This is a genomic window from Pseudomonas nitroreducens TX1 (genome assembly GCF_000313755.1).
GTDB lineage: Bacteria > Pseudomonadota > Gammaproteobacteria > Pseudomonadales > Pseudomonadaceae > Pseudomonas > Pseudomonas nitroreducens_A.
In genome coordinates, this window is the sequence record NZ_AMZB01000126.1 from 57,082 (window position 1) to 81,057 (window position 23,976).

Consider the following 23,976-nt stretch of genomic DNA (forward strand, 5'->3'; position numbering starts at 1 on the left):
AGAGCGACTGTGAGCAAGGAGAAATGGAATCTGGACCTGTGCGGCATCGCCCTCTTCGCGGAGATGTGTGGCGTGACATACGACGAAGCGGACCAGTGGGCGGAAGACGGCACAGTCCCCAGCATCCAGATGGGGAGTTTCCGCATGATCAACCTCGCCCGTTTCCGCGACGATATGGATCGCGGCAAAACCATCTTCAGAGCAGGGGGTTACGGCGATGACTAACTCTCCCATCACCCTGGATGCTCAGAGCGCAGTGCGCTACCTGGGGCAGACTGTACTGATGGAAATGGTGTGGGACGAGGAACCTGAACCCATCTGGCGTTGGGTCCGCGTTGTCGGTGTCGTTCTCCCTGCGGAGGGCCTTCGCGGCGGTCCGCACTTCCTCACTCTGAAGCTCGGCGCAGACAAAGCATTCGCGGATGAAGCCTTCTGGGAAAACATCCGCACGATTCGGGTGATGCGGTACCGCGACCGGCACGGTTCCGGCAACGTACTGGGTCGTGTCACCCACCCTGACGACTCGCGCTCAAGGGCCGCGCTCCCGGCTCGTCGGAACAGCCCCACCGTTCCGGCGAACGGAAGCACGGGCGGAGCGAACCCTTGAACGCGTGCTCCTCATCAGCCTCGGCCGGTGAGTGTGGGGCAGCTTCTCCGCCCCGCGCTCCCGAGCCCTCGGCGGCAAGAGCGGGATGACAAGGGCAGCGCCCTTGGTGTGTTGGTGGCGTCAGCCATCAACGGAATTGATGGCTCGGAACGTCTGCTTCTGACCTTGAATGTCGTTCCGTCACTATTCGTTCCAATACGTCTAGACCGGGCTTCTAGCCATCAAATCAAACAATTGGTCGCGCCGCCGGCTGTTTGATTCAATACCCATATCCCACTGCAAAACCTCAATAGCGCAGATGAACTGGCGAGCGCGCCTGTTTATCCGTGCCGGGCCAACTCACGCCTGCGAAAAGGCAAAGGAGGCAGCCAGATGCAACTACCCGATTGGACTTATGACCTTGTGCTGGTGGCGCTGGCCTACCTGCTGGGCGCGCTCGCGGCCCTGGGTTCTTCCTCGCCTGCGGTGGCGTTTCCTTACTGAGGAGCATGAGCCGGGCGTGGGCCGCGACGCCGGCCGGGAGCGCAAGGCACGAGCGGTAGGCCGAAGGCGCGGCCGACGCCCCTGTAACACGTCGGATAACCCACTGATCACTGTTTCATTACGTAGCTATTTGGAGCACTTCAATGACCAAGCCAAAGCATCAAGTCCGTGTCACGGTTAAGTCCGCTGGCGAGATTTACGAGTCGCCCGAGGGGCGCCTGTTCTTCGACGACAAGCTGGCCAAGTTCACTGATCTGTCCGGCGTGCGCCTGCTGCGCTGTGGCGTGGATACGGTCCGCCAGCTGTACAACGGCATGATCCGTCTCGAAGTGATGGCGCTGTTCGATGAGCCGGAAGACATCGTGGAGTTCGCTGGCTATCAGTGGGTCAAGGGCAGGGTAGGGCGCGACTCTGGCTACCAGTATCGCCTGCAGAACGCCGACACGGGCCTCATCCTGCTGATCAAGAATCACAACGTGAAGCTGGAGAACATCGGGCCGCACCTCAAGATCGAGGTGTCCCCACACGCCCTGGATGGTGCTGATCCTGCGATCCTGCAAGGCATGCTCGATGACCTGGCTAGTGCCGTGCTCGCTCACTGCGAAACGAACCAGTGCGCCGTGCATCTCGCGCTGGATGTGCAGGGCTGGACGCCGTCTGCGGACATCGTAGAGCGCATGCGCTGTCGTTCCACTCGCGTGCGGCAGATCAGCGGCATCGACCGTATCGAGTTCCATGGCAACGCCTCGGTGTATGGGCGTGGTGAGACCTTCATGTTCGGCTCGGCCAACGGCATGCAGCTCTGCATCTACAACAAGACGCTCCAGGCGCGCGCCACCGACAAGCTCGATTACTGGAGCAACGTATGGGCGTCACTGAATGGCGATCCCTTCGGTGATGGGGAACCCGCCTACAACCCAGAGGAAACGGTGTGGCGTATCGAGTTCCGCTTCCATCACTCGATAGTCCAGCAGTTCTCCGAAGGCTCCAAATTGTCCTCTGGAGAGGTGATCGGCTGCCGCACCTATGCCGGCCTATGCCCGCACCTGCAAGGCCTGTGGGAGTACGCCTGCGACAGCTTCCGCCTTCTGCTGAAAGACCCGAAGTGGTACGACCCGTTCTGGTCGCTGATCACCTTGGATACCAAGGTCCAGGTAGAGGCCGATCCGCTGATTGAGCGCACCGAGTATCGCCGCTACTACAAGACCGCACAGGGCTTCTCCGGCAAGAACTGCGAGATGTTCCTGGGCCAGTTCGCCAGCCTGATCGCGCGGGAGCGCATCCCCTCAAAAAAGGCACTTGAGGTCGGGAGAACGCTCCCTTTTTGGCATGTGATTGAGGACCACTACACGGCCAAGGGCTACAGCACTCGCGACCTCGAAAAGCACATCTGCGGGTTGATCAATGATCGGTACTTGAGACGGGGATACGCCATCTGATGAGCATCACCAAGCTCCCCGATGGCCGCTGGTTCGTCGATGTCGAGCCGATCAAGGGTAAGCGCTTTCGGAAGCGGTTTAGCACCAAAGGAGAGGCTCAGCCCTTCGAGGCTACAGTGCGTCAGAAGTGCATCGATAGCCCTGGTTGGAACCCCACTCCGAAGGATCAACGCCGGTTGTTGGAATTGCTCAATCGCTGGGGCGTTCTGCATGGTCATGCGCTAAGTGATTACGACGGGCGCGAGCTGCTGATGCGGCGAATGATCGAACGGCTCAAGAACCCTATTGGGCGGGCCTTCACGGCCATTCGGTTTGCGGAGTATCGAGCCAAGCGCCTTGCCGATGGTTACAGCCGAAAGACTCTCAACAATGAACTGTCGTACCTGCGCGCGATGTTCAATTGCCTGATCCAGTTTGGTGAGGTGGATTACCCGAACCCACTGGCCACTCTGAAGCCGCTGAAGCTGCAAGAGAATGAGTTGGCCTATCTGGATCATGACCAGATCGCGGTGTTGTTCGACACGTTGCGCCAGATGCCGCACGTCCACGTCGAGCTGATATCAGCCATTTGCCTTGCCACGGGTTGCCGATGGGGAGAGGCGCAGGGGCTGGTGCCATCCAGGGTGAAGGGGGCGGCCGTGCACTTCATCAACACCAAATCCAAGCGCAGACGGTCGATACCGATTTCACCCGAACTGGAGAGCCGGATCCTCGACCACTTCAAACGCTTCGGACCGTTCACCAACTGTCGCAATGCGTTTGATGAAGCTGTCACCAAGGCTGGTCTAGAGTTACCGCCAGGTCAGAAAGCACATGTCCTGCGACATACCTTCGCTAGCCACTTCATGGCGAACGGTGGCAACATCCTGTCCCTGCAAAAGATACTCGGCCATTCGACCCTGGCGATGACCATGCGCTATGCGCACCTCGCTCCAGGGCACATGCAGGACGTGCTAGCGTTCGGTCCCAGCAGAGATTTTCGACACTTCTTCGACACCCCACCGGAGTCGGTCACGGAAGCTGGAGAAAAAGCCTTGTAAATCAATATGGAAGGCAATCACGCCCGGTGGCGTGGCCGGGCTTCAAACCCGGTGGGGGACGGCAGCCGTTCCTGGGTGAGTTCGACTCTCACTGCCTTCCGCCAACTCTCCTTCAGCAGATCATGATCCCGTCCTGGGGAATCAGGTCCTTGCTGGCTCCCACTTCTTCCGGAGCGAGCACCTTCAGCGACTGGATGTTGTGCCAGAACATCTCCTGTGGATAAGGCCGGCGAAGCATCTGGTCCATGACCAGGAAGTACGGGCGGCTGATGATCTGATCCAGCGGAGGCACAACACCGACGATCTGGATGCAGTGCAGTTCCGGAGTCGGGTCGGCGTCGCAGGTGGTGGATACCAAGGCGTATTGGCCGAGCAGGGATACGGGGTTTTCCGATCCATATCGGGTCATGTCGACTCTCCTAAGAGCAAGTCGCTGGTTTTCAGTGTGTGAAATTGCCGAACTTCAACTGGTCCATTTCTGTGTCAGTAGCCAGCGCCTCAGGAGAGTGCTGTTGATCATGCGTCGATCACCAATGCGCACAGTGGGTAGTTGACCATTCACTGCCCACGCCAGGGCGAGCTGAAAATCGATACCGTTTCGTTCCGACCAGTGCTCGATGGTTTCCAGGTCCTGGCGAATGTTCGGAGGTGCGTTGGAGTGGTTGTGATCCGGTTCCATGAGGCTCTCCGGAGGTCTTTGTGGACCACCGTGATCCGTTTGATTTTGATGGGATCACGGTGGTTCCATTGTTGTCAAGACCACCGTGGTCCATCATCCGGCGATGAGCAGAGATGACCCCCAATTCAAACTTCGGATGCCGATTGAGCTGCGCTCGCAGGTCGATCAGGCTGCGCTCGCTTCTGGGCGATCTTTAAACGCAGAACTGGTTGCCCGGCTGGAAGCGAGCTTCCTCACTACAACTCCCGGCGACTCGTTGGTTTCCGCTGCGAGGGCTCGGGAGCTGATGGCGCTTGCTCGTGAAGGGCTTCCAACGATCATCAGGAATCGAGCTATCAGCGCGATAAATCGAGCCGTGTCATTGGGACATAGCGTGGCCAGTGTTTCTCTTCACGATCTCTCGCTGGCAGAAGGGCTGACGGAAAAAGAGCGTTCAGAGCTGGCCCTGCCGTTAACCCAGGAGCTTGAAGCTGAGGGATACGAGGTTGCATGGGATGGGGCTTCGGCGATTTTGATCCGCTTCTGAGGCAGGCCGTCCCGTGGGTGCAGAACCATCAAACACCCCATTCGTGAATTGGGGCAGGCATTCCCGAAAGGTCGAGACAAGCCATGGTCAGGCTGGATCACTTCACCGAAGAGCATCTGGAACTGAGCGACCTGTGGCGCTGGCAGGAAGGCGTTCGCGAGGATGCCTTTCTGGTGCCGCTGGCGACGGCAGCGGAGGTGCTGCCCGGTGTGTCGTTGCTGCTGGTGAGGGCGCTGTTCCGGCTGCCGGTGGGCATCGAGTTGCAAGGCCTGCTGGCCTACGATCCGGTCGGGCAGGACGTCTATGCGCTGCAGGTGCTGATCGGCCGCCACAGCTATTCCTTCAACAAGTACCTGCCGGAGGCTTCCTTCGAGGAGGTGCTGGCGCTGGCGGATCACTTGAAGGTCAGCACCGGCGGTGTGCTGCCGATGCGCTATAGCGTGGTGCGACAGGCGATGCCGATTCCCGATGGCAGCTTCACACTATGGCTGGGAGCTGGAGTCAACGCTGGGAACCGTTGAGACCGCGCACATTGGGTCCAATTGGCTGCCGCCGGAGTAGTTCAGAAATTCTCGCATGGCAGGAGTCAGCGTCTCCTCAGAAGCGATGCGCCAGAACGTCTTTTCCCCCAGGACCGCCGTGGCGCGCTGAATAAGAACTTGGGCTGCATTGTGGTGACCGGTACGGAGCCAATGTCGGACCAGTTGCCTGTTCTCATTGGCAGGAAGCTGTGCGGCCTGGAACAGCTCGAGAGCGTAGCGGTAGTTCAGCGGCCAGAGTTTCTTGAGGAAATCAACCCTTTCGGTAATGGGCACGCTGATGAGCCACTGGCGGACGTTCCTGTCCTGTTTCCCTTTGCCGGTACGACTGCATACCTGTTCGGCAGTGAATGTCGGTCGTTGCATTCACTGCGCCTTTCTATGGTCCATGGCGCGGCGCTTCCACTCATCCACCAGCGCCCCCATGTCCGCTGGTGCGCCGCTGCGTACCCAGGCCATGAAGGCGCGGTCGAAGTGGAAGCCGTCACCGCAATGCTGGGTCATGAAGCGGCGGACGTTCTGGGTGTTGCGGTAGTGGGCATCCAGCGGGGTTTGCCGGGTAATCGGGTCGCTGGGCCAGTCGAAGGCCATGGCGTCCATTCCTGTGGCTTGGGGAGCGCCCGTTATAGCGCAATCGGCAGCCGCTGGCGCGGCCTGCCGAGGGGCGGCGTCACTGGCCCCACATCATCCGCTGTTGCTGCGCGGAGTAGTCGTCGCTTTGCAGGCGCACACGGGTGGGCTGACGTTCGAGGTTGTCTTCGCCGAAGGATTCGCGCACAGGCGATTCGATGGCGCCGAAGTGGTTGTAGTGCGGGGCATCGGCACAGCCGACCAGGGTGACGCAGGCGAAGGTGACCACGGAGAGTTTGAGCATGGGACTTCCTCCTGAGAGTGAGCCCCGAGCTTCTGCCGGGTGGATTAACGGCGGATTAACGCGGACTGTCCGGGCCCTGGATTTCACCACCCTGGGGCGCATCGCCCGAACTGTCGCGGTGGTGTTCAGGTGGGTTGAGCGCACGTCCCAGTATCTGCGCAACCACCTCGTCCTTGCCCTCGGTGTAGGCGTCGCGGTCGGTGGGGAAGCGCCGGGCCATTTCGTGCTTCACCCGCGCATAGAGCCGGGCGTCTTCGGGGTGGCCGCGCAGCCAGTCGCGGAACAGCAGACGGCGCGAGGCTTCGTTCAGGTCCATGACGTGGACGTGGTGGGTGCGCCCTCTGCCCAGCGGCGGCATGCCTTTGACGAAGAACATCCGCGAAGTGTCGGGATTCTCGGCCCAGTACTGGTAGCCCAGGCCCTGCAGCGGTTCGATCAGGCGGTGCGGGTCGCTGCCCGGCGGCGGCAGCAGGAGGATGTCGATGATCGGCTTGGCGTCCAGCCCCGGTACGGCGGTGCTGCCGATGTGTTCGATGCCCAGGCCGGGAAGGTCGGCTGCCCGGGCGATGGCCTCGGCTTCTTCGGCAAAGCGCTGCGGCCAGTGGGGATCGGCGGTCACGACTTCGACGCGGTCTTCGTCGGCGTTGCTCCAGCGCTGGCCGTCGAATTCGGGGGTTTGCGGGGTCATGCGGAAACTCCAGCGGCAAGGCGATGGGGGCGAAGGTTGGAGGGGGATCGCAAGGGCGGAGTTCCAGGTAAAACCTGTAGGAGCGACCCGCTCCTACAGGTCAGGAAGGGTCAATCCAGCACGTTATGCAGCACTTCGTAGATGACGCCGGTGGCGATGGTCACCAGCAGCAGGTCGGTGCCGGCCTGTTGCCATTCGTAGCCGTCGTAGTGGGGCAGGCGGCCGACCAGGCGGCCGTCGAGCTTCTTGGCGATACCGGGAGGCAGTGGCTTGCCGCGTGCGAGGTTCTTCTGGATGCCCGGCGGCAGCGATGCGCCTGGGTTCCAGTAGTTGCGGTTGTCATTGAGGATGACCTGCACGCCGCCGATATCGATGCTCGGGCCGCCGCCCTGCCAGTTGTTGCCCTGATTGCCCTGATTGCCGTGTTGGCCGCTGTTACCATGCCCCTTGTTCTTGCCCGGATCGGCCAGCAAAAGGGGGCTGGCGCTTACCAAGGTCAGGCCGAGAGCGGCCGCGAGCAGCAGGTTGGGTCTGGACATATCCGTATAGCCTCCGAGGGAAAACTGCCGTTTCGCTCAGCTTAGCCGCTGCAGGCGTTTCGGCAGCAGGCATTTTGGCACCGGCGTGCTGGCATTTCGTCGGCAGGCCGCGAACCACGGGGGCTGTAGCGAGTCATAGTGATAATCTCAACCCCCGCCCATGGAGGCGATAACAAGATGAAAAAGTCCCTGGTTGTTGCAGTAGCCTGTGCATTCGCACTCGGCACGACAGCCTTGCTGCCTGCTGATCTTTCGCCGATCGGTTCGGTGTATGCCAAAGGTAACGGCGGCGGTGGCGGTGGTGGCAATGGCGGCGGTAACGGCGGCGGTCATGGTGGTGGCAATGCCGGCGGCAACGGTGGTGGCCATGGTGGTGGCAAGGGTGGCGCCGGTGGCAATCACGGCAGCAACAGCAACGGCGCCAACGACGGCGGCGAGCACGCCGGCAAGGCCACTCGCGATCATGGCCTGAGTGGCAACCATTACGGCAGCGAGAAGAACGACAGCAAGGGCCACGGCCAGACGACTTCTGCCGTGGCGAACTCCAAGGACACCCGTGGTCTGTCCAAGGCGACGGCGATTTCCGGCACGACTCGAGGCACCCACAACACCAAGGGCCTGGACAACGCCGGCGACAATTCGACGAAGAACGACGACTGATCCATCCTGCGGCCAGGGACGGCCGCGACGCTTTCACTGCACCGGGAAGTCGAAGTAGGTCTTGGGATAGGGCTCGGCTTTCAGGGTGTAGTGCCACCACTCGGCAGCGTAGGGTTCGAAGCCGTGCCGGAGCATGGCTTGGCGCAGGGTTTCGCGGTTGCGCGTCTGCTGTACGCTGACCAGCGCGGTGCCGTGATGGGAGATGGGCCCGAAGAAATCGAACGGGCTGCCCATGTCCAACTCTTTCCCGCTTTTCGCATCCACCAGCGTGAGGTCGACGGTGCTGCCGCGCGAGTGCCCGGAGTGCTTGGCGATGTAGCCGTCGCGGAACAGCGCGGGCTTGTCCAGTTGCGGGTAGTAGCGGGCCTTCTGGCGGATATCCTGCGAGTCGGCAGCCCAGCGGCGGAAGTCATCCACGGCGCGCTGCGGGCGATAGCCGTCGAAGAGTTTCAGCGCCAGGCCGCTCAGGGCGACGTCCTTTTCCACCGCTGCCAATGCGACGGCGGCGTCGCGGGTGAGGATGATCCGGGCTTTCTGATAGCCATCGATGGGCTGGCCGACGAAGTTGTCGGCGCCGGCGTAGCGCACGTCGTAGCGTGCGGACTTCAAAACCTGATCGAGATAGACGAAGCCGTCCTGCGTCGGTTGGTCGGCGCGCAGCGCCGGGCTGGTCAGCAGGCCGAGCAGCAGCGCGAGGCTCAGGCCTGCCCGGCTCATGGACGCAGGGCCTGGACCCCATCGTCGTCGGGATCGAAATTGTCCAGATGCATGCGTTGGGCGAAGGCCTCCAGTGCGGCGTCGCCCTGCAGGAAGTGGCCACGGGCAGCGGTCCAGTCATCGGGCTTCAGACGCACCATCCAGCCTTCGCCGTAGCAGTCCTGATTGATCAGGCCCGGTCGACGCACCACGGCTTCGTTGCTGGCGAGAACCGTGCCGTCCAGCGGGCTGCGTGCAGACGACGCGGCCTTGGCGAACTCCACCACGCCGAAGCTGCGGTCGCAGTCGATGTGCCAGCCGTCGCGCTTGGGAGTGAAGGCGAAGATCTGTCCGTAGACCGCGCAGCCGTAGGCGGTGAGCCCGAGGGTGACAGCGCCGCCTTGCTCCTCGCGCAGCCAGAGGTTGTAGTCGGGGGCATAGAGCAGGTCGTCGGGGAACTCCAGGCCGTGCAGCTTCACAGCGTCAGCACCCGGTCGTATTCGAGGATCATGCGGGCCAGCTCGCCGCCGCTGGCGATCTCGTCGACTTCCTCGATCAGCCGGCTTTCGTCGATGGCCACGCCCGGTGCGCGGCACATCAGCAGGCGTGCGCCGGCTTCCTTGGCCTGCTGGATGAAGTGGCTGATGGGCTCGCCACCCTCGGCGGCGTAGAGGTGGTCGGCGATGTCCTGGAAGGCCAGGCGCGTGCCTTCGCCGCTGAGGAACAGGGTGACCTTGGCGTCCATGCACGCCAGCAGTGTGGCGGTGTAGAAGGGCGCGGCGCAGCGCGCCGGGGTGCTCGGGCCGCTGCTGACGACGATCAGCACCCGCTGGGGCTCAGGCGAGGACAAGGGTTTTCTCCAGTTGGACCAGGGCAATGCGCCGGCCCTGCGGATCGGCGCGCTCGACTATGCCCTGCGGCTCGTAGCCCAGGCGTGCGTAAAGCAGCAGGCCGGCGGCGTTGGCGTTGAAGCAGGACACTTTCATGACCTGCGCCTTGTACTGGTCGCGGGCGAGATTCTCCATGACCTCGATCAGGTACTGCGCCACGCCATGCCGACGCGCCCAGGGCGCGACCATCATGTTGCCCAGCGCGCAGAACTCGTTGGGCTGCCACTGGTAGAAGTTGGCGAAACCGGCGAGGCGGCCATCGAGCAGCGCTACCGTGCTGCCGCGCCTTTCGGCGATGGCGGCGGCGAGTTGGCCGGTGGTCAGTGGCCAGCTCGCCTTGGGGTAGCAATAGAAGAGTTCGTCGGCATCCTGGGGAAAGCCGACCAGCTCGCCGAGGTCGTCGGCGAGGGCGGGGCGGTGTTGCAGGGCAGGCTGGTTCACGCGTTCTCCGATGTCTTTGCGGCGGTCAGTGCGGCGGGTATTGGGCGATGATCTTCTGCACCGTCTCGCGGATCGCCGCTTCGCGCTCGGCGGGCGTCGGCGGGCTGCTGCGCATGATCTGCTCGCCACTGCCACGCCAGACCAGCTTGCCGTCCTTGCCATCGAACATGTCGACCTGGATGGTGGCGACCTTGTAGGTCACGGTGCGGCTCTCGGCCATGGGCGGCGGGCCCCAGTAGCCACCCCAGTAACCGCCCCAGTAGCCGCCGCTGTAAGTGGTGACCTGGTCCTGGCGCTGATCGACGATCAGGTAGGCGCGCAGCTTCACGTCGCCGGGGTTGCCGCCCTGTGCCTGGCGCAGCCCGCGCTGGTCGAATTCGCCGGCGATGGCGTCGCTGATGCGCTGTTCGGTGAGGTCGCTCTTGATGCGCGGGTCGTCCGGGCGGTACTCGAAGGCCGGCTGCGCCCAGCTCCAGGTCAGGTAGCGGGAGAAGTCGCGGGTGGTGTCGTAGTCGCGACTGACGCTGGTGGTTTCGCAGGCGGCGAGGCCAAGCATCAGGCCCAGTAACAGTAAGCGGCGGATCATGGTTGGATTACTCCTGACAGAGCTTTCATCCAAGCGCAGAGTCCGCGCAAAGGCAAGCGGCAGACGGGCTGCGCAGCGTCGCAGCGGATAAATGCCTGGCAGGATTTCCCGCCAGCGGGCAGTCAGCCCGGCGGGTAACCGTCCATGGCCTTGCGTGCGGCTTCGCGCAACGCGCGGGCCTGGTCGCTCTGGTTGCTGCCGGCCTCATACTCGGCGCTACCGCTCCAGACCTGCTGGTTATTGCGCGCGTCGAACAGGGTGATGTGCACCACGCTGACGGTGACGACGTAGGTGCGGGTGACCGGGTAGGACGCGCCGTAGCCGCCATACCAGGGATCGTTCCAGCGGCTGTAGCCACCGTAGTAGCCGCCGTTGTAGTAATCGGTGGTTTGTCGTGTGCGCTGTTCGCTGGAGAGCTGTGCACTGACCGTCAGGTCTGCCGGTGCATTCGAGCGCGCGGGGCGCAGGCCGCGCTGGTCGAGGGCTTCGCTGACGGCGTCCTGCAAGGGGCCGCCGAAGCTGGCACCGTTGGCCCAGTTCCACGAACGGTACTGGCCGTAGTCCAGCGGCGGCGCGGGATAGCTGCCAGGATCGAGTCCCGGGTTGGCAGCCTGCGCGGGGGCGGGTGGGATCGGCAGCGAGGTATTGCTGTAGGGATTCGGGCTCTGGCACGCGGCCAGGGTGGCGAACAGCGGCAGAATCAGCAGGTAACGCGGCATGACGGACTCCCGCACGCTCACTTCAATTGGCGTGCGCTGACAAGACTATGCACCTGATCCTGCGGCCGGCACAGCCAGTGCAGGTAGCGGCCGAGACCGGCGAAGGCGGGGTGGCGACGGTATTGCAGTTCCATCTCCACCAGGTCCAGCGGTTCGGCCTTGTGCTGGAACTCCACCGGCATGTAGTCGTGGAACACCCGAACGCCACTGCGCGCGGCGATGTTCCAGTGGCCGGCCATCGCTGCTTCGAGTACGCGCGGGTCGAGCGGTTCCTGCGGAGTCAGGCTCTGTCCCTCGCCGGAGAAGCGGTTCTTGCGCAGTTTGCGGAAATGGCCCTTGAGCAGGTTGCGATAGATCAGTGCGTCGCGGTTGTAGAAGGCCAGGGACAGCCAGCCATCGGCACGGGTCAGTTGGTGCAGTACCGGCAGGATCGCCAGTGGCTCGGCCAGCCATTCCAGTACGGCGTGGCAGATCACCAGGTCATAGGGTTCGTTGAGCTGGCCGAGCAGGTCCTGCCAGGGCGCCTCGATGAAGGTGGCTGCAAGGCCGGCTTCCTCGAAGCGCTGGCGTGCGCCTTCGAGCATCGGCGCAGCGGGTTCGGCGAGGGTGACGTCGTGGCCGCGCCCGGCCAGCCACAGTGACATGTGCCCCAGGCCCGCGCCGATATCCAGCACGCGCAGCGGGCGGTCGGGCAGGGCTTCGGCAAGGTCGGCCTGGAGCACGGCGAGGCGGATGGCACCCTTGGCGCCGCCGTAGATCTTCTCGGCGAAGCGCGTGGCCAGTTCGTCGAAATGGCGGTCGCCGGTCTTCGGGGAATCGCTCACTTGGCGCCCCCTTCGATGAAGCGCCTTTCGCTGTCGGCCAGCTTGGCGAGCACCGCCTGGTCCATGTCGATGCCCAGTTCCGCGCACATCAGCAGCAGGTAAAGGACGATGTCACCGACTTCCTGCCCGGCGTGGGCGAGTTTCTCCGGGGGCAGCTGGCGCGATTCGTCCTCGCGCAGCCACTGGAAGATTTCCACCAGCTCGGCCATTTCCACGCTGGCCGCCATGGCCAGGTTCTTCGGGCTGTGGAAGCGGCTCCAGTCGTTGTGGTCGCGGATGGCGTGCAGGCGCGCGGTGATGGCTTCGAGGTTCATGCAGATGGGGCTCCAACGTGAGCCCCATAGCTTCAAGCCTGGCGCGTCAAACGTCCAGCGGGCTCCAACTGCCGGCCATGTGCGGCAGGCCGTCCTTGCCGCGCAGGCTGAACTGCCCGGAGGGCGCCGGCTCGCTGGCCAGCAGGTTGACCTGGGACGGCAGCAGCACCGGCTTCTGGAAGCGCACGTCGACCCGATAGCCGGACATCGGCAGGCGCTCGCCCAGGGCGGCCAGGCTGCGCGCCTTGTTCCACAGGCCGTGGGCAATGGCGCGGGGGAAGCCGAACAGCTTGGCGCTGGCGGCCGACAGGTGGATCGGGTTGTAGTCGCCGGCCACGCGGGCGTAGCGCCGGCCGATGTCCGCCGGGCAGTTCCAGGCGTCGATCTGTTCCAGCGGGAGCTCGGCCATTTCTTCGCGCGCAGGCGGTGTGCCGTCGAGGCGCATGCCGCGGAACAGGATGCGGCTGTCGCCTTCCCAGAGCAGCCCGAGCTGGTCGTGGAGCTGGGTGATGATGCTGAAGGTCACGCCCTTTTCGTGGGGTTGCAGGTCCTGCACTCGCACACTGACGTTGAACGGCCCCAGGCCGCCCAGCGGGCGCAACACGCTGATACGGTTTTCCAGGTGCACCAGGCCCAGTAGCGGGAAGGGGAAGCTCGGGTCGGTGAGCAGGCCCATCTGCAGGCCGAAGGCGAGGATGTGCGGATACGTCGGCGGCAACAGGTGGTTGTCGGTAAAGCCGCAGACCTTGCGGTAGCGCTCCAGGTGCTTCGGGTCCACCGTGACCGGGCAGCGTAGCCCGCGCGTCGGCAGGCTGCGGCCACGCACGCCGCGGCGCACGGCGGCGCGGGCGAACAGGCCGGTGAGGGCGGGTGGTGCGGACAGGTCAAGCCAATCGCGGGGCATCGGGAATCTCCTTGCGGTATTCAATCAGCTTAGCCGCCGCTCAGGCGCGGGCATTGGCCGTGGCAACGCGGCGCGCGGCAGGCAAGTCAATGTGACCGTTCGATTGCCCGGATATTTCCCTCAACCTGCTTCCTGATTCTCTTGAGGGGGGATGGGAAAGCTGCCTAAGATGGGCCCGCCCCATGGATAACTAGAAAAAACACCATGCGTGATCTGACCGACGATGTGGCGCTGATGCGCCCGGTGATCGACGCCCTGCGCGCCAGCGGCACCGACCCCGACCGTGTGCTGGCTCGCGTCGGCCTGCCTGCCGGCAGCCTGCCTGCCGGACGATTCCCCCACAGTGCGCAGAACCTGTTCTGGAAAGCGGCCGCCGAAGAATGTGGCGAAGAGCACGTCGGCCTGTACCTGGCTGGCCACCTGCCGGCGTTCCATGGCCTGCTGCTGGAGTACCTGTTCCTTTCCAGTGCCACCTTTGGCGAAGGCTTGCGCCACGCCCTGCGCTACGTGCGCCTGCTCTCCGACACCCTCAACGCCCGCCTGGAGGTGGAGGGCGAGAAGGCCGTGCTGTTGCTCGGCCATACTGCCGGGACCAATCGTCATTTCCCCGAGATGCTCGCCGGCGCGGTGGTGCGCCTGTTCCACGCGCTCACCGAGGGCGACTTCAAGCCCCATGAAGTGCAGCTGATGCACGAGGAAGGCGCGCCCGCCGCGCGTTACCGGGAAGTTTATGGCTGCCCTGCGGTGCTGGGCGCCGAGCGCTATGCGCTGGTGTTCGATGCCCGAGTGCTGGAGAAACCCTCGCGCCACGCCGCGCCGGAACTGCTGCGCATGCACGAGTCCCTGGCGCGCCGGCAACTGGCGGAGGTGGAGCGCCTGGACCTGGTGCGCAAGGTGCGCGAGCTGATCGGCGTGTTGCTGGTGGATGGCGGTGCGACGCTGGAGCAGGTCGCGGCCCGTCTCGACATGCCGGCCCGCCGGTTGCGCGAGCGCCTGGCCATGGCCGGGGTGCGCTTCAACGACCTGGTCACCGACTACCGTTGCCGCCTGGCCAAGGAGCTGCTGCTCAAGACCGACGAGCGAATCGAGGTCATCGTCGAGCGCACCGGCTTTTCCGAGCCGAGTACCTTCTACCGTGCCTTCAAGCGCTGGGTCGGCGAGACTCCGGTGGAGTTCCGCCGCCGCGGCCGGCCGCAACCGCCGGCGGAGTGATCGAACCGTTTCGAGTCCGACTCTGGATAGGCTTTGTCGGTCAATTCCCGCCAAGGTACGCCCGATGCAAAGCCGAATCCGCCAGACCCTGCTGCTGTCCACCGTCCTGCTGCTGAGCGCTCAGCAAGCCGTGGCGGGCGAAATGGGCGAGACGGCGTTTTCCCGACTGGACCGCGATGGCAGCGGCTTCATCGAGGCCGATGACCTGTCTGCCATGCGCGTGCGCATGTTCCACCGGCTGGACCGGAACCAGGATGGCCTGCTCACCCGCGAAGAAGTGACCCCGCCCAATCCCAGTGTGCAGGTCTCGCCCAACGCCATCGCCTGGCCGGACCAGGATGGCGACGGCAAGGTCAGCCAAGCGGAATTCCTGACCCAGGAGCCTGCGCTGATCGTGCGCGCCGACCGCAATGGCGATCACCGGGTGAGCGCGGAGGAGTTCCGCGAGCTGATCGCGGCGCGAAGCTGATCTTTTTCCCCGTTTCTGCGCCAACGCTACAGGGGAGTCCAGTCACGCCCTACGATGCTGTAGGGGCGCCCCATGGGCGCGATCGCGGGCATGGCCCGCTCCTACAGGGGAATGCGGTCAGGCGCCCAGCAGGCTCTGCCCGCAGACCCGTAGCACCTGCCCGCTCACCGCGCCCGAACCTGGCTGGGCGAACCAGGCCACGGTCTCGGCGACGTCCTGCGGCAAACCGCCCTGGCCCATGGAATTCATGCGCCGGCCGGCTTCGCGGATGGTCAGCGGGATGGCAGCGGTCATCTGGGTCTCGATGAAGCCCGGCGCCACCGCATTGATGCTGATGCCCTTCTTGCCCAGCGCCGGCGCCCAGGCCTGCGCCAGGCCGATCAGGCCTGCCTTGCTCACCGCATAGTTGGTCTGGCCCATGTTGCCGGCGATACCACTGATGGAGGCGAGCAGCACCACGCGGCCGTCGTCGTGCAGCTTGCCGGCGTCCAGTAGCGCCTGGGTCAGCACCTGCGGGGCCTGCAGGTTGACGTCGATGACCGAGGTCCAGAACGCTTCGCTCATCTTGGCGACCGTCTTGTCGCGGGTGATGCCGGCGTTGTGCACCACGATGTCGACGCCATCGGGTAGCGCCTCGACCAGTTGCGTACCGGCATCGGCGGCGCAGATGTCCAGCGCCACGCCACGTCCACCCAGGCGCGCGGCCAGCGCATCCAGGGCTTCCTTGGCTGGCGGCACGTCCAGCAGCACCACGTCGGCCCCGTCACGGGCGAGGGTCTCGGCGATGGCCGCGCCGATGCCGCGGGCGGCGCCAGTCACCAGCGCGCGCTTGCCCACCAGCGGACGACTCCAGTCCTGAACCTGCTTGTCGTAGGCGGCGAGGCGCACGACCTGTCCGGACACATAGGCGCTCTTGGGCGAGAGGAAGAAGCGCAGCGCGCCTTCGAGCTGGTCCTCGGCGCCCTTGCCGACGTAGACCAGTTGCACGTTACCGCCGCGACGGATTTCCTTGCCCAGGGAACGACTGAAGCCTTCCAGGCTGCGCTGAACGCTGGCGGCAATGGGGTCCTTGAGCGATTCCGGCGCGCGGCCGAGGATCACCACATGCGGGCATTTATCCAGGCCCTTGAGGGCACCCTGGAAGAAGGTGCGCAGCTCGAGGGTCTGCTCGAAGCGGGTCAGGCCGCTGGCGTCGAAGACGATGGCCTTGAGCTTGGGGCCATGCTCGGCGGTCCAACGCGGCAGGCCGTACTGGCCTTCGCTGAAGGAGAACACCGCATCGGTCAGGCGCTCGGCGAACGGCAGCACTGCCTCGTTCAGGTTGCCCTCGCCACCGAGCAGCAGCGCTCCGTCGACCGGCCGCGTGCGCCCGGCGCTCCAGCGCTCCAGGCGGACCGGCGCGGGCAGGCCGAGGGCTCCGACCAGGCGGCGGCCGACGTTGGAGTTGGCGAAGGCGATGTAGCGATCGGTCATGGAACGGGCTCCTGCACGGGTTCTCTAAAGTGCTGACCACTCTACGCAGCGGCGGGTTCGGCGCAATTGACCGCGCTGACCTGCGCAACGGCGGGGCGGCCAATGCGACACAAGCGGCTAAGGTTAGCCTTGACCGCACTTCAACGCTCACCCTTGTAGGAGCTCTGCATGACCCAACTGCGCCGGGTCGCCATCGTCGGCGGCAACCGAATTCCCTTCGCCCGCTCCAACACCGTGTATGCCACGGCGAGCAACCAGGAGATGCTGACCTGTGCGCTGGACGGCCTGATCGAGCGCTACAAGCTGCACGGCGAGCGCCTGGGCGAGGTGGTTGCCGGCGCCGTGCTCAAGCATTCGCGCGACTTCAACCTGACCCGCGAGTGCGTGCTGGGCACGCGCCTGGCGCCGGAAACCCAGGCCTACGACATCCAGCAGGCGTGCGGCACCGGTCTGGAGGCAGCGATCCTGGTGGCCAACAAGATCGCCCTCGGGCAGATCGACTGCGGCATCGCCGGCGGCGTGGATACCACCTCCGACGCGCCCATCGGCGTCAACGAGGGGCTGCGCAAGATTCTGCTGGAAGCCAACCGGGGCAAGTCCAACGGCGAGAAGATCAGGAGCCTGCTGAAGATCCGCCCGCGCCACCTGATGCCGCACATCCCGAAGAACGGCGAGCCGCGTACCGGGCTGTCGATGGGCGAGCACTGCGAGCTGATGGCGCAGACCTGGGCCATCCCGCGCGACGACCAGGACAAGCTGGCCTTCGAGAGTCACCACAAGCTGGCCGCCGCCTACGACGAAGGCTGGCAGAACGACCTGATGACGCCGTTCCGCGGCCTGGTGCGCGACCAGAACCTGCGCCCGGATATCAACCTGGAGAAGATCGGCACCCTCAAGCCGGTGTTCGAGAAGGGGCCGCGCGGCACCCTGACGGCGGCCAACTCCACGCCGCTGACCGATGGCGCCTCGGTGGTGCTGCTGGCCAGCGAAGAATGGGCGAAGGAGCGCGGCCTGCCGATCCTGGCGTATTTCAAGGATGGCGAAGCGGCGGCGGTGGATTTCGTTGGCGGCCACGAGGGCCTGCTGATGGCGCCGGTCTACGCGGTGCCGCGTCTGCTGGCACGCAACGGCCTGACCCTGCAGGACTTCGACTTCTACGAGATCCACGAAGCCTTCGCCGCCCAGGTGCTCTGCACCCTCAAGGCCTGGGAGGACGCGGACTACTGCAAGACCCGCCTCGGCCTCGACGCACCCCTGGGCTCCATCGACCGTAGCAAGCTCAATGTGAAAGGCAGCTCGCTGGCTGCCGGCCATCCGTTCGCCGCCACTGGCGGGCGCATCGTCGCCAACCTGGCCAAGCTGCTGGACGGTGCCGGCAAGGGGCGCGGATTGATCTCGATCTGTGCGGCAGGCGGCCAAGGTGTGACCGCGATCGTAGAACGGTAATCCAATACAGCGGGACGGATGTTTTCCTCCCCGATGTAAGCAACTCCGTGACTTCAGGCGGCACCGCGCGAGCGGCGCCGCCTTTTTTTATCCCCGCGTCGGGCGGGCGTTACCGGTAGGAGCGAGCTTGCTCGCGAACCGCCCCAGCGTCGGAGCCGACCGGTGTTCGCGAGCAAGCTCGCTCCTACAGCAAACCGGCAAGCGCGGGATTTACCGGTCGGAGCGCAATTTCCTTCTAGAAAGGCAACTCAACCGCCCTGCAACATCCCCGGATGGATTCGCTGCGAGAACGGCGTCGAGAGCACCAGCGAGGTCCTGCTGGTACCGAACTGGGCGAGGCGGTCGATCAGCTCTTCCAACTCCTGGGTGCAACTGACCGCCACCTTGAGCATCACGCAGGCCTCGCCGGTGATGCGAAAGCAGTCGATGATCTGCGGAATCTCCAGCAGCGGGTCGAGCATGCTCTTGCTGCGGTGGTCGTTCAGGCGCATCTCGATCAGGCACTGGATCGAGCGGCCCATCTTCGACAGGTCTACGCTGGCGTGGTAACCGGTGATCACCCCGTCCGCCTCCAGGCGCGCCACCCGGTCGGCCACCGCCGGCGGCGACAGGTTGATGCGCCGGGCCAGTTCGGCGAAGGACAGGCGGCCGTCTTCGAGCAGGGCGGCGAGCAGGGCGCGGTCGTATTTGTCCATGGTCCATCTCCGGTTTTCTGATTCAACGGAAAGGCGGCTGAAAATCCGTCGAATGAAAAGTGTTATGCCCGTATTGGCGTTGTCTGTGCCTTATCCCGGGCGATTGACCTACATAAAATGAAGCGCTCTGACTGCCTTGTCGAGCCCCTCCCATGACTACCCTGCCCATGCCCAGAGCCCGCATTTCACTGACCCTGATCGCCGCCTTCTTCGCCCTCTACTTCATCTGGGGTTCGACCTATCTGGTGATCCGCATCGGCGTCGAGTCCTGGCCGCCGATGCTGATGGCCGGCTGCCGCTTCATCATCGCCGGGGCCATCCTGTTCGGCTGGATGCTCTGGCGCGGGGCGCCGCTGCCGACGTTCCGGCAATGCCTGTCGGCGGGCGCCATCGGCATCCTCCTGCTCAGCTGCGGCAACGGCGGGGTCACGGTGGCCGAACACTGGGGCGTGGCCTCGGGCGTGGCGGCGCTGGCGGTGGCGACCGTGCCGCTGTTCACCCTGGTGTTCGGGCGCTTCTTCGGCAACCGCACCAATGCGCTGGAGTGGGCCGGCATCGCCCTGGGCCTGTTCGGTATCGTGCTGCTCAACCTCGGCTCGAACCTGCAGGGCAGCCCGGCGGGCGCGGCGCTGATTCTCTTCGCCGCGGCCACCTGGGCCTTCGGCTCGGTGTGGAGCCGGCGCCTGGATCTGCCCGCCGGCGCCATGGCCAGCGCAGTGGAGATGCTGGTGGGCGGCGGCGTGCTGCTGCTGGGCAGCTTCCTCAGCGGCGAGCGCATGGAACAGATGCCCACCGCCGCCGGTTGGGGCGCGCTGGCTTACCTGGTGGTGTTCGGTTCGATCATCGCCTTCAGTGCCTACATGTACCTACTGGCCAATGTGCGCCCGGCGGCGGCGACCAGCTACGCCTACGTCAACCCGGCAGTGGCGGTGATGCTCGGCGTGGTGTTCGCCGGCGAGCACATCGGCCTGGCGGAGTCCCTGGCGATGGCGGTGATCATCAGCGCCGTGGTGCTGATCGGCCTGCCGCAGTGGCGGCGCAAGGAAGCCGTCTGATCCGCGGCATGAGCTAAGCCCGAAAGGTTATTTCGCGCCCTTCGCGCGATTCGCTAGGGTATGAAACGGCCTCCATTCGGGGGCCGTTCTTCTTTCCCTTCAGTACACCCGCGCGCCATACGCCCAGGCCACTGATCCACCCTTCGAGCCGAGGTGTGCATGAGCCTGGTGGTACCGCTTTCCTCTCTGTCCCAACTCTCACCCACCCAGCGCTGGAGCGATGCCCTGCGCGCCTCCAGTCTGCTGGACCTGTCGGTGCCGCGCGAATATGGCGGGCGCGGTGCCGGCTGGGGCGAGGTGTTGCAGACCCTGCGCGATCTCTCCGAGCGCGACGGCACCCTGGCGCGGTTGTTCGCCCTGCATCACCTGCAACTGGCCAGCGTGTTGCTGCTGGGCAGCTCCGAGCAGCGCGAGCGCCTGCTGCCGCTCAGCGTGGAGCGCGAATGGCTGTGGGGCGAAGCGGTGGATCATCAGGAAAGCCGCCTGCTGGCGCGCGAGCATCGGCGCGGCGGTTTCCTGCTGCAGGGCGGGCGCCACGACTGCTTCGGGGCGGAGGCGGTGGACTGGCTGCTGATCTCGGCGCGCCATGCGCCCAGCGAAGGCCTGCTGATCGCCGCGCTGCCGGCGGACCGTGACGGGCTGGATCGCTTCGAGCCCAACGGCGGGGGGCTGCTGCGCTGCCATGAGGTGCGCCTGCATCCGGAAGATATCCTGCAGCCGCCCGGCCTGCCGTGGACGCCCCGTGCGCAGCTGCGCGGCAGCCTCGCCGGGCTGCTGCAGGCGAACATCGCCCTGGGCCTGGCCGTGCAGGCCTTCGAGAACCTGCCGGCGCGGGCGGCGGCGGGGGAGTTGCAGCGGCTGTTGGGGCTGGGGCTGCGGCTGTCGGAACAGTCGGCGGTGGCCTTCGAATCGGCCCAGGCGGCGGGCAGCGCCCTGAGCTTCAGCCGCAGCGCGGCGCTGGCGACCCTGGTGGCGGAAACCGCTGCCGTGGCGCAACACGCGGTGCAGGTTGGCTTGCGCCAGGAAGGCACCCGCGCCCGGTTGCTTGCCGGTGCCACCTGAGGCGCCGAACCACGCGGCCTGTAGCCGAATCGAGACAAGCGCTGGCGCTCATAAGTTAAGAACTAAAAAGTATTTATTCGAAGTTTTTTATATCGGTAATCTAGCTCTACCGGACCGCCGGACACCTGTTTCAACCCATCGAATCCCGTCCCGTGGTCCGTCCCCTCTGTGAGGCCGGCACCGCCGTCATCTTCAGAGGAACCACCATGAACAAGCCTCGTTTCGTACGCCGTGCCCTCGCCGGCGTCGCTGTTGCGGCTGCCCTGTCCTTCCAGGGCGCCGCGTTCGCCGACATCGTCCTGGGCTACCAGACCGGCATCGACCCGACCAAGGTCCCGCAAGCCGATGGCACCTACGAGAAAGTCATCGGCGAGAAACTCGACTGGCGCCGCTTCAACAGCGGCCCGGAAGTGGTCGCCGCCATTGCCTCGGGCGACGTGCAGCTGGGCAACCTCGGTTCCAGCCCGCTGGCCGCCGCCACTTCGCGCGGCCTGCCGATCGTCGCCTTCATCGTCTCCGCGCAGATCAACGCCGCCGAGGCCCTGGTGGTGCGTAACGGCAGCAAGATCGAAAAGCCCGAAGACCTCGTCGGCAAGACCATTGCCACGCCCTTCGTCTCCACCTCGCACTACAGCCTGCTGGGCGCACTCAAGCACTGGCAGATCGACCCGGCGAAGGTAAAGATCGTCAACCTCAACCCCACCGAGATCGCCGCCGCCTGGCGCCGTGGCGACATCGATGGCGCCTTCGTCTGGTCCCCCGCCCTGGGTGAGATCAAGAAGTCCGGCAAGGTGCTGACCGACGCCGCCGAAGTGGGCCAGTGGGGCGCACCGACCTTCGAGGTCTGGGTAGCCCGCAAGGACTTTGCCGAGAAGCACCCGGAAATCATCGCCAAGTTCGCCAAGGTGAGCCTGGATTCCTTCGCCGACTACAACGCCCACAAGGCCCAGTGGACCGCCGATTCCGAGCAGGTGAAGAAGATCGCCAAGCTGACCGGCGCCGATCCGCAGGACGTGCCTGAACTGCTGGCCGGCTCCGCCTTCCCCGAAGCCCAGGCCCAACTGTCGTCTGCCCTGCTGGGCGGCGGCACCGCCAAGGACATCGCCGGCACCGCCGCCTTCCTCAAGGAGCAGAAACGCGTGCCGTCGGTGCTCAAGGACTACTCGCCCTACGTCAGCGCCGACTACGTGCGCCAGGCGGAGAGCGTGCAGGTGGGGCAGCGCTAAGGGGTTGCTTTTCGTAGGAGCGAGCTTGCTCGCGAACACCGGCTGGATCTGAATCTCTAGTCGGTTCGCGAGCAAGCTCGCTCCTACGGAGGGCACCACGCATTTCTTCTCACCCTACGGAGGGCAGAACATGAGCCGTTTGACGGCCGAGGCGGTCAGCCTCACCTTCCAGCAGCGCGGACGCGAGCGCGTCGTGCTGCAGGACCTCACTCTCAGCCTGGCCAAGGGCGAATCCCTGGTGGTGCTCGGCCCGTCCGGCTGCGGCAAGTCCAGCCTGCTCAACGTGCTGGCGGGCTTCCAGGCGCCGGACAGCGGCCGCGTGCAGATCGACGGCCGCACCCTCAGCGGCCCCGGCGGCGAGCGCGGCGTGGTGTTCCAGGACGACGCGCTGATGCCCTGGCTGAGCGCGCTGGACAACGTCGCCCTGGGCCTGCGCATCCGTGGCGTCGGCGCTGCCGAGCGCAGCGCCCGCGCCCATGAAGTCCTCAAGCTGGTAGGCCTGGGCGAGCACGCGGACTACCGCATCTCGCAACTGTCCGGCGGCCAGCGGCAACGCCTGGGCCTGGCCCGCGCACTGGCGGTGGAGCCGGACTTCCTGCTGCTCGACGAGCCCTTCGGCGCCCTCGACGCGCTGACCCGCGAGCGCATGCAGGTGCTGACCCTCGACCTGTGGCGCAAGACCGGCAAGGGCCTGTTCCTGATCACCCACAGCGTCGATGAAGCGCTGTTCCTGGCCACCGACCTGGTGGTGATGGACGGCCCGCCGGCGCGCATCGTCAAGCGCCTGCCACTGGACTTCGCGCGCCGCTACGCCGCCGGCGAGCCGGTGCGTTCGATCAAGTCCGACCCGGAATTCGCGCGTCTGCGCCAACTGCTGCTGGATGAGTTCCTTGAGGAACCGGAGGCCGAGCATGCCCACTGATACCCTCGCCGCCAAACTTCCGGCCGCCGCGCCGCAATCCCGCAGTGTGCCGCGCGACTACCGACGCTGGGCCGCCGCCGGCAGCGTCGGCGGAATCTTCCTGCTCTGGTGGCTGGCCACGCACCTGGGCTGGGTCGACACCCTGTTCCTGCCGGCACCGGAGCAACTGGTGGAAGCCTTCCAGCGCCTGCTTGCCGAGGGCTACGTCGATGCATCGCTCTGGCAGCACATCGGCACCAGCCTGCTGCGTGTGCTGCTGGCGCTGGGCGCGGCGGTGCTGACGGCGATTCCGCTGGGCATCCTGATGGGCCTCAACCCGCTGGTGGGCGCAGCCTTCGATCCGCTGGTGGAGTTCTACCGCCCGGTGCCGCCGCTGGCCTACCTGCCGCTGATCGTCATCTGGTTCGGCATCGGCGAGCTGTCCAAGGTGCTGCTGATCTACCTCGCGCTGTTCGCCCCGCTGCTGATCGCCACCGCCGCCGGCGTGCGCCGTGTGGACAAGTCGCGCATCCAGGCCGTGCGCTGCCTGGGCGCCAACCGGCTGCAAGTGGTGCGCCACGTGATCCTGCCCAGCGCCCTGCCGGAGGTCCTCACCGGCCTGCGCATTGCCCTGGGCGTGGGCTGGTCGACTCTGGTCGCCGCCGAGCTGATCGCCGCCAACCGTGGCCTGGGCTTCATGGTGCAGTCCGCCGCGCAGTTTCTCGCCACCGATGTCGTGGTGCTGGGGATCCTGCTGATCGCCGCCATCGCGCTGGGCTTCGAGCTTGGGCTGCGCTGGCTGCAGAAGCGATTTGCTTCCTGGGAGTGACGCTCTGCCGGGCGGGGTAAAAGCCCCTCTCCCTAATCCTCTCCCGCAAGCGGGAGAGGGGACTGTCCTGAGGGGCTTCGATACCTCCGCCTCATGGATGAGTCTGCGCGGCTGAAGGGGTTGACCGTCCTTTGCGAATACACCGAACAAGCCCCCTCTC

At 65.2% G+C, this 23,976-nt stretch carries 33 protein-coding genes and 1 tRNA gene; 16 read left to right on the plus strand and 18 right to left on the minus strand.

Features of this window, described 5'->3' with window-relative positions; all coding sequences use genetic code 11:
• Positions 1–9: 9 nt before the first annotated feature.
• From C167_RS0122770 to C167_RS0122795, 5 genes are all read left to right on the plus strand, one after another.
• Complete coding sequence (locus C167_RS0122770) at positions 10–225, plus strand: hypothetical protein (RefSeq protein WP_017520616.1); 216 nt, start codon at positions 10–12, stop codon at positions 223–225.
• The gene (locus C167_RS0122775) at positions 218–607 is read left to right on the plus strand and encodes a hypothetical protein (RefSeq protein WP_017520617.1); all 390 of its coding nucleotides are present in this window, start codon (positions 218–220) and stop codon (positions 605–607) included. Before C167_RS0122770 ends, C167_RS0122775 begins: the two co-directional genes overlap by 8 nt.
• Positions 608–1,233: 626 nt before the next feature.
• Positions 1,234–2,529 carry a hypothetical protein gene (locus C167_RS0122785; RefSeq protein WP_017520619.1) on the plus strand — a complete coding sequence of 432 codons (1,296 nt, stop codon included), beginning with the start codon at positions 1,234–1,236 and terminating at the stop codon, positions 2,527–2,529.
• Complete coding sequence (locus C167_RS0122790; RefSeq protein ID WP_017520620.1) at positions 2,529–3,569, plus strand: tyrosine-type recombinase/integrase; 1,041 nt, start codon at positions 2,529–2,531, stop codon at positions 3,567–3,569. Before C167_RS0122785 ends, C167_RS0122790 begins: the two co-directional genes overlap by 1 nt.
• A gap of 8 nt (positions 3,570–3,577) precedes the next feature.
• Positions 3,578–3,673: transfer RNA gene (locus C167_RS0122795), tRNA-Sec, on the plus strand.
• An 8-nt stretch (positions 3,674–3,681) separates the two neighbouring features.
• Here the strand turns inward: C167_RS0122795 and C167_RS32890 are convergent.
• Both C167_RS32890 and C167_RS33930 read right to left on the minus strand, forming a co-directional pair.
• Positions 3,682–3,978 carry a hypothetical protein gene (locus C167_RS32890; protein WP_017520621.1) on the minus strand — a complete coding sequence of 99 codons (297 nt, stop codon included), beginning with the start codon at positions 3,976–3,978 and terminating at the stop codon, positions 3,682–3,684.
• Between the two features lie 54 nt (positions 3,979–4,032).
• Positions 4,033–4,248, minus strand: a complete 216-nt coding sequence (locus C167_RS33930) for a hypothetical protein (protein WP_017520622.1) — start codon at positions 4,246–4,248, stop codon at positions 4,033–4,035.
• A 103-nt stretch (positions 4,249–4,351) separates the two neighbouring features.
• On the opposite strand from C167_RS33930, the gene C167_RS32895 reads away from it, so the two are divergent.
• Both C167_RS32895 and C167_RS0122815 read left to right on the plus strand, forming a co-directional pair.
• Positions 4,352–4,774 (plus strand): Arc family DNA-binding protein, encoded by a 423-nt coding sequence (locus C167_RS32895; RefSeq protein WP_017520623.1) that lies wholly within the window; start codon positions 4,352–4,354, stop codon positions 4,772–4,774.
• 83 nt (positions 4,775–4,857) lie between these two features.
• A complete protein-coding gene (locus C167_RS0122815; RefSeq protein WP_017520624.1) occupies positions 4,858–5,295 on the plus strand; it encodes a hypothetical protein in 438 nt (145 codons plus the stop codon).
• Here the strand turns inward: C167_RS0122815 and C167_RS0122820 are convergent.
• From C167_RS0122820 to C167_RS0122840, 5 genes are all read right to left on the minus strand, one after another.
• On the minus strand, positions 5,257–5,679 hold the full coding sequence (locus C167_RS0122820; RefSeq protein WP_017520625.1) for a hypothetical protein: 423 nt from the start codon (positions 5,677–5,679) through the stop codon (positions 5,257–5,259). The two genes, C167_RS0122815 and C167_RS0122820, sit on opposite strands and share 39 nt — an antisense overlap.
• A complete protein-coding gene (locus C167_RS0122825; protein WP_017520626.1) occupies positions 5,680–5,904 on the minus strand; it encodes a DUF6434 domain-containing protein in 225 nt (74 codons plus the stop codon).
• 79 nt (positions 5,905–5,983) lie between these two features.
• A complete protein-coding gene (locus tag C167_RS0122830; protein ID WP_017520627.1) occupies positions 5,984–6,187 on the minus strand; it encodes a hypothetical protein in 204 nt (67 codons plus the stop codon).
• A gap of 55 nt (positions 6,188–6,242) precedes the next feature.
• Entirely contained in the window at positions 6,243–6,875 is a 633-nt protein-coding gene (locus C167_RS0122835; RefSeq protein ID WP_017520628.1) for a GrpB family protein, read from the minus strand.
• Between the two features lie 110 nt (positions 6,876–6,985).
• On the minus strand, positions 6,986–7,414 hold the full coding sequence (locus C167_RS0122840; RefSeq protein WP_017520629.1) for an anti-virulence regulator CigR family protein: 429 nt from the start codon (positions 7,412–7,414) through the stop codon (positions 6,986–6,988).
• A 177-nt stretch (positions 7,415–7,591) separates the two neighbouring features.
• Here C167_RS0122840 and C167_RS0122845 point away from each other — a divergent pair, with 177 nt between their 5' ends.
• Complete coding sequence (locus C167_RS0122845; RefSeq protein ID WP_017520630.1) at positions 7,592–8,074, plus strand: hypothetical protein; 483 nt, start codon at positions 7,592–7,594, stop codon at positions 8,072–8,074.
• A gap of 33 nt (positions 8,075–8,107) precedes the next feature.
• On the opposite strand, the gene C167_RS0122850 is transcribed toward C167_RS0122845, so the two are convergent.
• The 9 genes from C167_RS0122850 to C167_RS0122890 all read right to left on the minus strand — a co-directional run bounded on the left by C167_RS0122850 (position 8,108) and on the right by C167_RS0122890 (position 13,448).
• Positions 8,108–8,791: a M15 family metallopeptidase gene (locus C167_RS0122850; protein ID WP_017520631.1), complete on the minus strand. Its 684-nt coding sequence runs from the start codon at positions 8,789–8,791 to the stop codon at positions 8,108–8,110.
• Positions 8,788–9,270, minus strand: a complete 483-nt coding sequence (locus tag C167_RS0122855; protein ID WP_410478130.1) for a glycine cleavage system protein H — start codon at positions 9,268–9,270, stop codon at positions 8,788–8,790. Before C167_RS0122855 ends, C167_RS0122850 begins: the two co-directional genes overlap by 4 nt.
• Positions 9,246–9,620 carry a DsrE family protein gene (locus C167_RS0122860; RefSeq protein WP_081596710.1) on the minus strand — a complete coding sequence of 125 codons (375 nt, stop codon included), beginning with the start codon at positions 9,618–9,620 and terminating at the stop codon, positions 9,246–9,248. Before C167_RS0122860 ends, C167_RS0122855 begins: the two co-directional genes overlap by 25 nt.
• Entirely contained in the window at positions 9,607–10,101 is a 495-nt protein-coding gene (locus C167_RS0122865; protein WP_017520634.1) for a GNAT family N-acetyltransferase, read from the minus strand. The genes C167_RS0122860 and C167_RS0122865 overlap by 14 nt, the downstream gene beginning before the upstream one ends.
• A gap of 25 nt (positions 10,102–10,126) precedes the next feature.
• The gene (locus C167_RS0122870; RefSeq protein WP_017520635.1) at positions 10,127–10,687 is read right to left on the minus strand and encodes a DUF4136 domain-containing protein; all 561 of its coding nucleotides are present in this window, start codon (positions 10,685–10,687) and stop codon (positions 10,127–10,129) included.
• Between the two features lie 122 nt (positions 10,688–10,809).
• On the minus strand, positions 10,810–11,406 hold the full coding sequence (locus C167_RS0122875; RefSeq protein ID WP_017520636.1) for a DUF4136 domain-containing protein: 597 nt from the start codon (positions 11,404–11,406) through the stop codon (positions 10,810–10,812).
• 17 nt (positions 11,407–11,423) lie between these two features.
• Entirely contained in the window at positions 11,424–12,230 is an 807-nt protein-coding gene (locus C167_RS0122880) for a methyltransferase domain-containing protein (RefSeq protein WP_017520637.1), read from the minus strand.
• Positions 12,227–12,544, minus strand: a complete 318-nt coding sequence (locus C167_RS0122885; protein ID WP_017520638.1) for a nucleotide pyrophosphohydrolase — start codon at positions 12,542–12,544, stop codon at positions 12,227–12,229. Before C167_RS0122885 ends, C167_RS0122880 begins: the two co-directional genes overlap by 4 nt.
• A 46-nt stretch (positions 12,545–12,590) precedes the next feature.
• The gene (locus C167_RS0122890) at positions 12,591–13,448 is read right to left on the minus strand and encodes a MaoC family dehydratase (protein WP_017520639.1); all 858 of its coding nucleotides are present in this window, start codon (positions 13,446–13,448) and stop codon (positions 12,591–12,593) included.
• 204 nt (positions 13,449–13,652) lie between these two features.
• Here C167_RS0122890 and C167_RS0122895 point away from each other — a divergent pair, with 204 nt between their 5' ends.
• Together C167_RS0122895 and C167_RS0122900 are read left to right on the plus strand one after the other, a co-directional pair.
• Positions 13,653–14,660 (plus strand): AraC family transcriptional regulator, encoded by a 1,008-nt coding sequence (locus C167_RS0122895; protein WP_017520640.1) that lies wholly within the window; start codon positions 13,653–13,655, stop codon positions 14,658–14,660.
• Positions 14,661–14,724: 64 nt separating this feature from the next.
• Positions 14,725–15,129: an EF-hand domain-containing protein gene (locus C167_RS0122900; protein ID WP_017520641.1), complete on the plus strand. Its 405-nt coding sequence runs from the start codon at positions 14,725–14,727 to the stop codon at positions 15,127–15,129.
• Positions 15,130–15,246: 117 nt separating this feature from the next.
• On the opposite strand, the gene C167_RS0122905 is transcribed toward C167_RS0122900, so the two are convergent.
• The gene (locus tag C167_RS0122905) at positions 15,247–16,602 is read right to left on the minus strand and encodes a 3-oxoacyl-ACP reductase (RefSeq protein WP_017520642.1); all 1,356 of its coding nucleotides are present in this window, start codon (positions 16,600–16,602) and stop codon (positions 15,247–15,249) included.
• Between the two features lie 168 nt (positions 16,603–16,770).
• On the opposite strand from C167_RS0122905, the gene C167_RS0122910 reads away from it, so the two are divergent.
• A complete protein-coding gene (locus tag C167_RS0122910) occupies positions 16,771–18,048 on the plus strand; it encodes an acetyl-CoA C-acetyltransferase (RefSeq protein WP_017520643.1) in 1,278 nt (425 codons plus the stop codon).
• Between the two features lie 248 nt (positions 18,049–18,296).
• On the opposite strand, the gene C167_RS0122915 is transcribed toward C167_RS0122910, so the two are convergent.
• Positions 18,297–18,743: an Lrp/AsnC family transcriptional regulator gene (locus tag C167_RS0122915; protein WP_017520644.1), complete on the minus strand. Its 447-nt coding sequence runs from the start codon at positions 18,741–18,743 to the stop codon at positions 18,297–18,299.
• A 167-nt stretch (positions 18,744–18,910) separates the two neighbouring features.
• Here C167_RS0122915 and yedA point away from each other — a divergent pair, with 167 nt between their 5' ends.
• The 5 genes from yedA to C167_RS0122940 all read left to right on the plus strand — a co-directional run bounded on the left by yedA (position 18,911) and on the right by C167_RS0122940 (position 23,816).
• Entirely contained in the window at positions 18,911–19,798 is an 888-nt protein-coding gene (gene yedA / locus C167_RS0122920) for a drug/metabolite exporter YedA (protein WP_026079227.1), read from the plus strand.
• 159 nt (positions 19,799–19,957) lie between these two features.
• Entirely contained in the window at positions 19,958–20,860 is a 903-nt protein-coding gene (locus C167_RS0122925) for an acyl-CoA dehydrogenase family protein (protein ID WP_017520646.1), read from the plus strand.
• Positions 20,861–21,066: 206 nt separating this feature from the next.
• Complete coding sequence (tauA, locus tag C167_RS0122930; protein ID WP_017520647.1) at positions 21,067–22,086, plus strand: taurine ABC transporter substrate-binding protein; 1,020 nt, start codon at positions 21,067–21,069, stop codon at positions 22,084–22,086.
• 130 nt (positions 22,087–22,216) lie between these two features.
• Positions 22,217–23,008: a taurine ABC transporter ATP-binding protein gene (locus C167_RS0122935; protein WP_017520648.1), complete on the plus strand. Its 792-nt coding sequence runs from the start codon at positions 22,217–22,219 to the stop codon at positions 23,006–23,008.
• Complete coding sequence (locus C167_RS0122940) at positions 22,998–23,816, plus strand: ABC transporter permease subunit (protein WP_017520649.1); 819 nt, start codon at positions 22,998–23,000, stop codon at positions 23,814–23,816. Before C167_RS0122935 ends, C167_RS0122940 begins: the two co-directional genes overlap by 11 nt.
• The last annotated feature ends 160 nt before the right edge of the window (positions 23,817–23,976 follow it).

Excerpts from the sequence above, each read along its gene's own strand:
- C167_RS0122775 (WP_017520617.1), top strand. The coding sequence starts at position 218 with ATGACTAACTCTCCCATCACCCTGGATGCTCAGAGCGCAGTGCGCTAC.
- C167_RS0122785 (WP_017520619.1), top strand. The coding sequence starts at position 1,234 with ATGACCAAGCCAAAGCATCAAGTCCGTGTCACGGTTAAGTCCGCTGGC.
- C167_RS0122790 (WP_017520620.1), top strand. The coding sequence starts at position 2,529 with ATGAGCATCACCAAGCTCCCCGATGGCCGCTGGTTCGTCGATGTCGAG.
- C167_RS32890 (WP_017520621.1), bottom strand. The coding sequence starts at position 3,978 with ATGACCCGATATGGATCGGAAAACCCCGTATCCCTGCTCGGCCAATAC.
- C167_RS33930 (WP_017520622.1), bottom strand. The coding sequence starts at position 4,248 with ATGGAACCGGATCACAACCACTCCAACGCACCTCCGAACATTCGCCAG.
- C167_RS32895 (WP_017520623.1), top strand. The coding sequence starts at position 4,352 with ATGAGCAGAGATGACCCCCAATTCAAACTTCGGATGCCGATTGAGCTG.
- C167_RS0122815 (WP_017520624.1), top strand. The coding sequence starts at position 4,858 with ATGGTCAGGCTGGATCACTTCACCGAAGAGCATCTGGAACTGAGCGAC.
- C167_RS0122820 (WP_017520625.1), bottom strand. The coding sequence starts at position 5,679 with ATGCAACGACCGACATTCACTGCCGAACAGGTATGCAGTCGTACCGGC.
- C167_RS0122825 (WP_017520626.1), bottom strand. The coding sequence starts at position 5,904 with ATGGCCTTCGACTGGCCCAGCGACCCGATTACCCGGCAAACCCCGCTG.
- C167_RS0122830 (WP_017520627.1), bottom strand. The coding sequence starts at position 6,187 with ATGCTCAAACTCTCCGTGGTCACCTTCGCCTGCGTCACCCTGGTCGGC.
- C167_RS0122835 (WP_017520628.1), bottom strand. The coding sequence starts at position 6,875 with ATGACCCCGCAAACCCCCGAATTCGACGGCCAGCGCTGGAGCAACGCC.
- C167_RS0122840 (WP_017520629.1), bottom strand. The coding sequence starts at position 7,414 with ATGTCCAGACCCAACCTGCTGCTCGCGGCCGCTCTCGGCCTGACCTTG.
- C167_RS0122845 (WP_017520630.1), top strand. The coding sequence starts at position 7,592 with ATGAAAAAGTCCCTGGTTGTTGCAGTAGCCTGTGCATTCGCACTCGGC.
- C167_RS0122850 (WP_017520631.1), bottom strand. The coding sequence starts at position 8,791 with ATGAGCCGGGCAGGCCTGAGCCTCGCGCTGCTGCTCGGCCTGCTGACC.
- C167_RS0122870 (WP_017520635.1), bottom strand. The coding sequence starts at position 10,687 with ATGATCCGCCGCTTACTGTTACTGGGCCTGATGCTTGGCCTCGCCGCC.
- C167_RS0122875 (WP_017520636.1), bottom strand. The coding sequence starts at position 11,406 with ATGCCGCGTTACCTGCTGATTCTGCCGCTGTTCGCCACCCTGGCCGCG.
- C167_RS0122885 (WP_017520638.1), bottom strand. The coding sequence starts at position 12,544 with ATGAACCTCGAAGCCATCACCGCGCGCCTGCACGCCATCCGCGACCAC.
- C167_RS0122890 (WP_017520639.1), bottom strand. The coding sequence starts at position 13,448 with ATGCCCCGCGATTGGCTTGACCTGTCCGCACCACCCGCCCTCACCGGC.
- C167_RS0122895 (WP_017520640.1), top strand. The coding sequence starts at position 13,653 with ATGCGTGATCTGACCGACGATGTGGCGCTGATGCGCCCGGTGATCGAC.
- C167_RS0122900 (WP_017520641.1), top strand. The coding sequence starts at position 14,725 with ATGCAAAGCCGAATCCGCCAGACCCTGCTGCTGTCCACCGTCCTGCTG.
- C167_RS0122905 (WP_017520642.1), bottom strand. The coding sequence starts at position 16,602 with ATGACCGATCGCTACATCGCCTTCGCCAACTCCAACGTCGGCCGCCGC.
- C167_RS0122910 (WP_017520643.1), top strand. The coding sequence starts at position 16,771 with ATGACCCAACTGCGCCGGGTCGCCATCGTCGGCGGCAACCGAATTCCC.
- C167_RS0122915 (WP_017520644.1), bottom strand. The coding sequence starts at position 18,743 with ATGGACAAATACGACCGCGCCCTGCTCGCCGCCCTGCTCGAAGACGGC.
- yedA (WP_026079227.1), top strand. The coding sequence starts at position 18,911 with ATGCCCAGAGCCCGCATTTCACTGACCCTGATCGCCGCCTTCTTCGCC.
- C167_RS0122925 (WP_017520646.1), top strand. The coding sequence starts at position 19,958 with ATGAGCCTGGTGGTACCGCTTTCCTCTCTGTCCCAACTCTCACCCACC.
- tauA (WP_017520647.1), top strand. The coding sequence starts at position 21,067 with ATGAACAAGCCTCGTTTCGTACGCCGTGCCCTCGCCGGCGTCGCTGTT.
- C167_RS0122935 (WP_017520648.1), top strand. The coding sequence starts at position 22,217 with ATGAGCCGTTTGACGGCCGAGGCGGTCAGCCTCACCTTCCAGCAGCGC.
- C167_RS0122940 (WP_017520649.1), top strand. The coding sequence starts at position 22,998 with ATGCCCACTGATACCCTCGCCGCCAAACTTCCGGCCGCCGCGCCGCAA.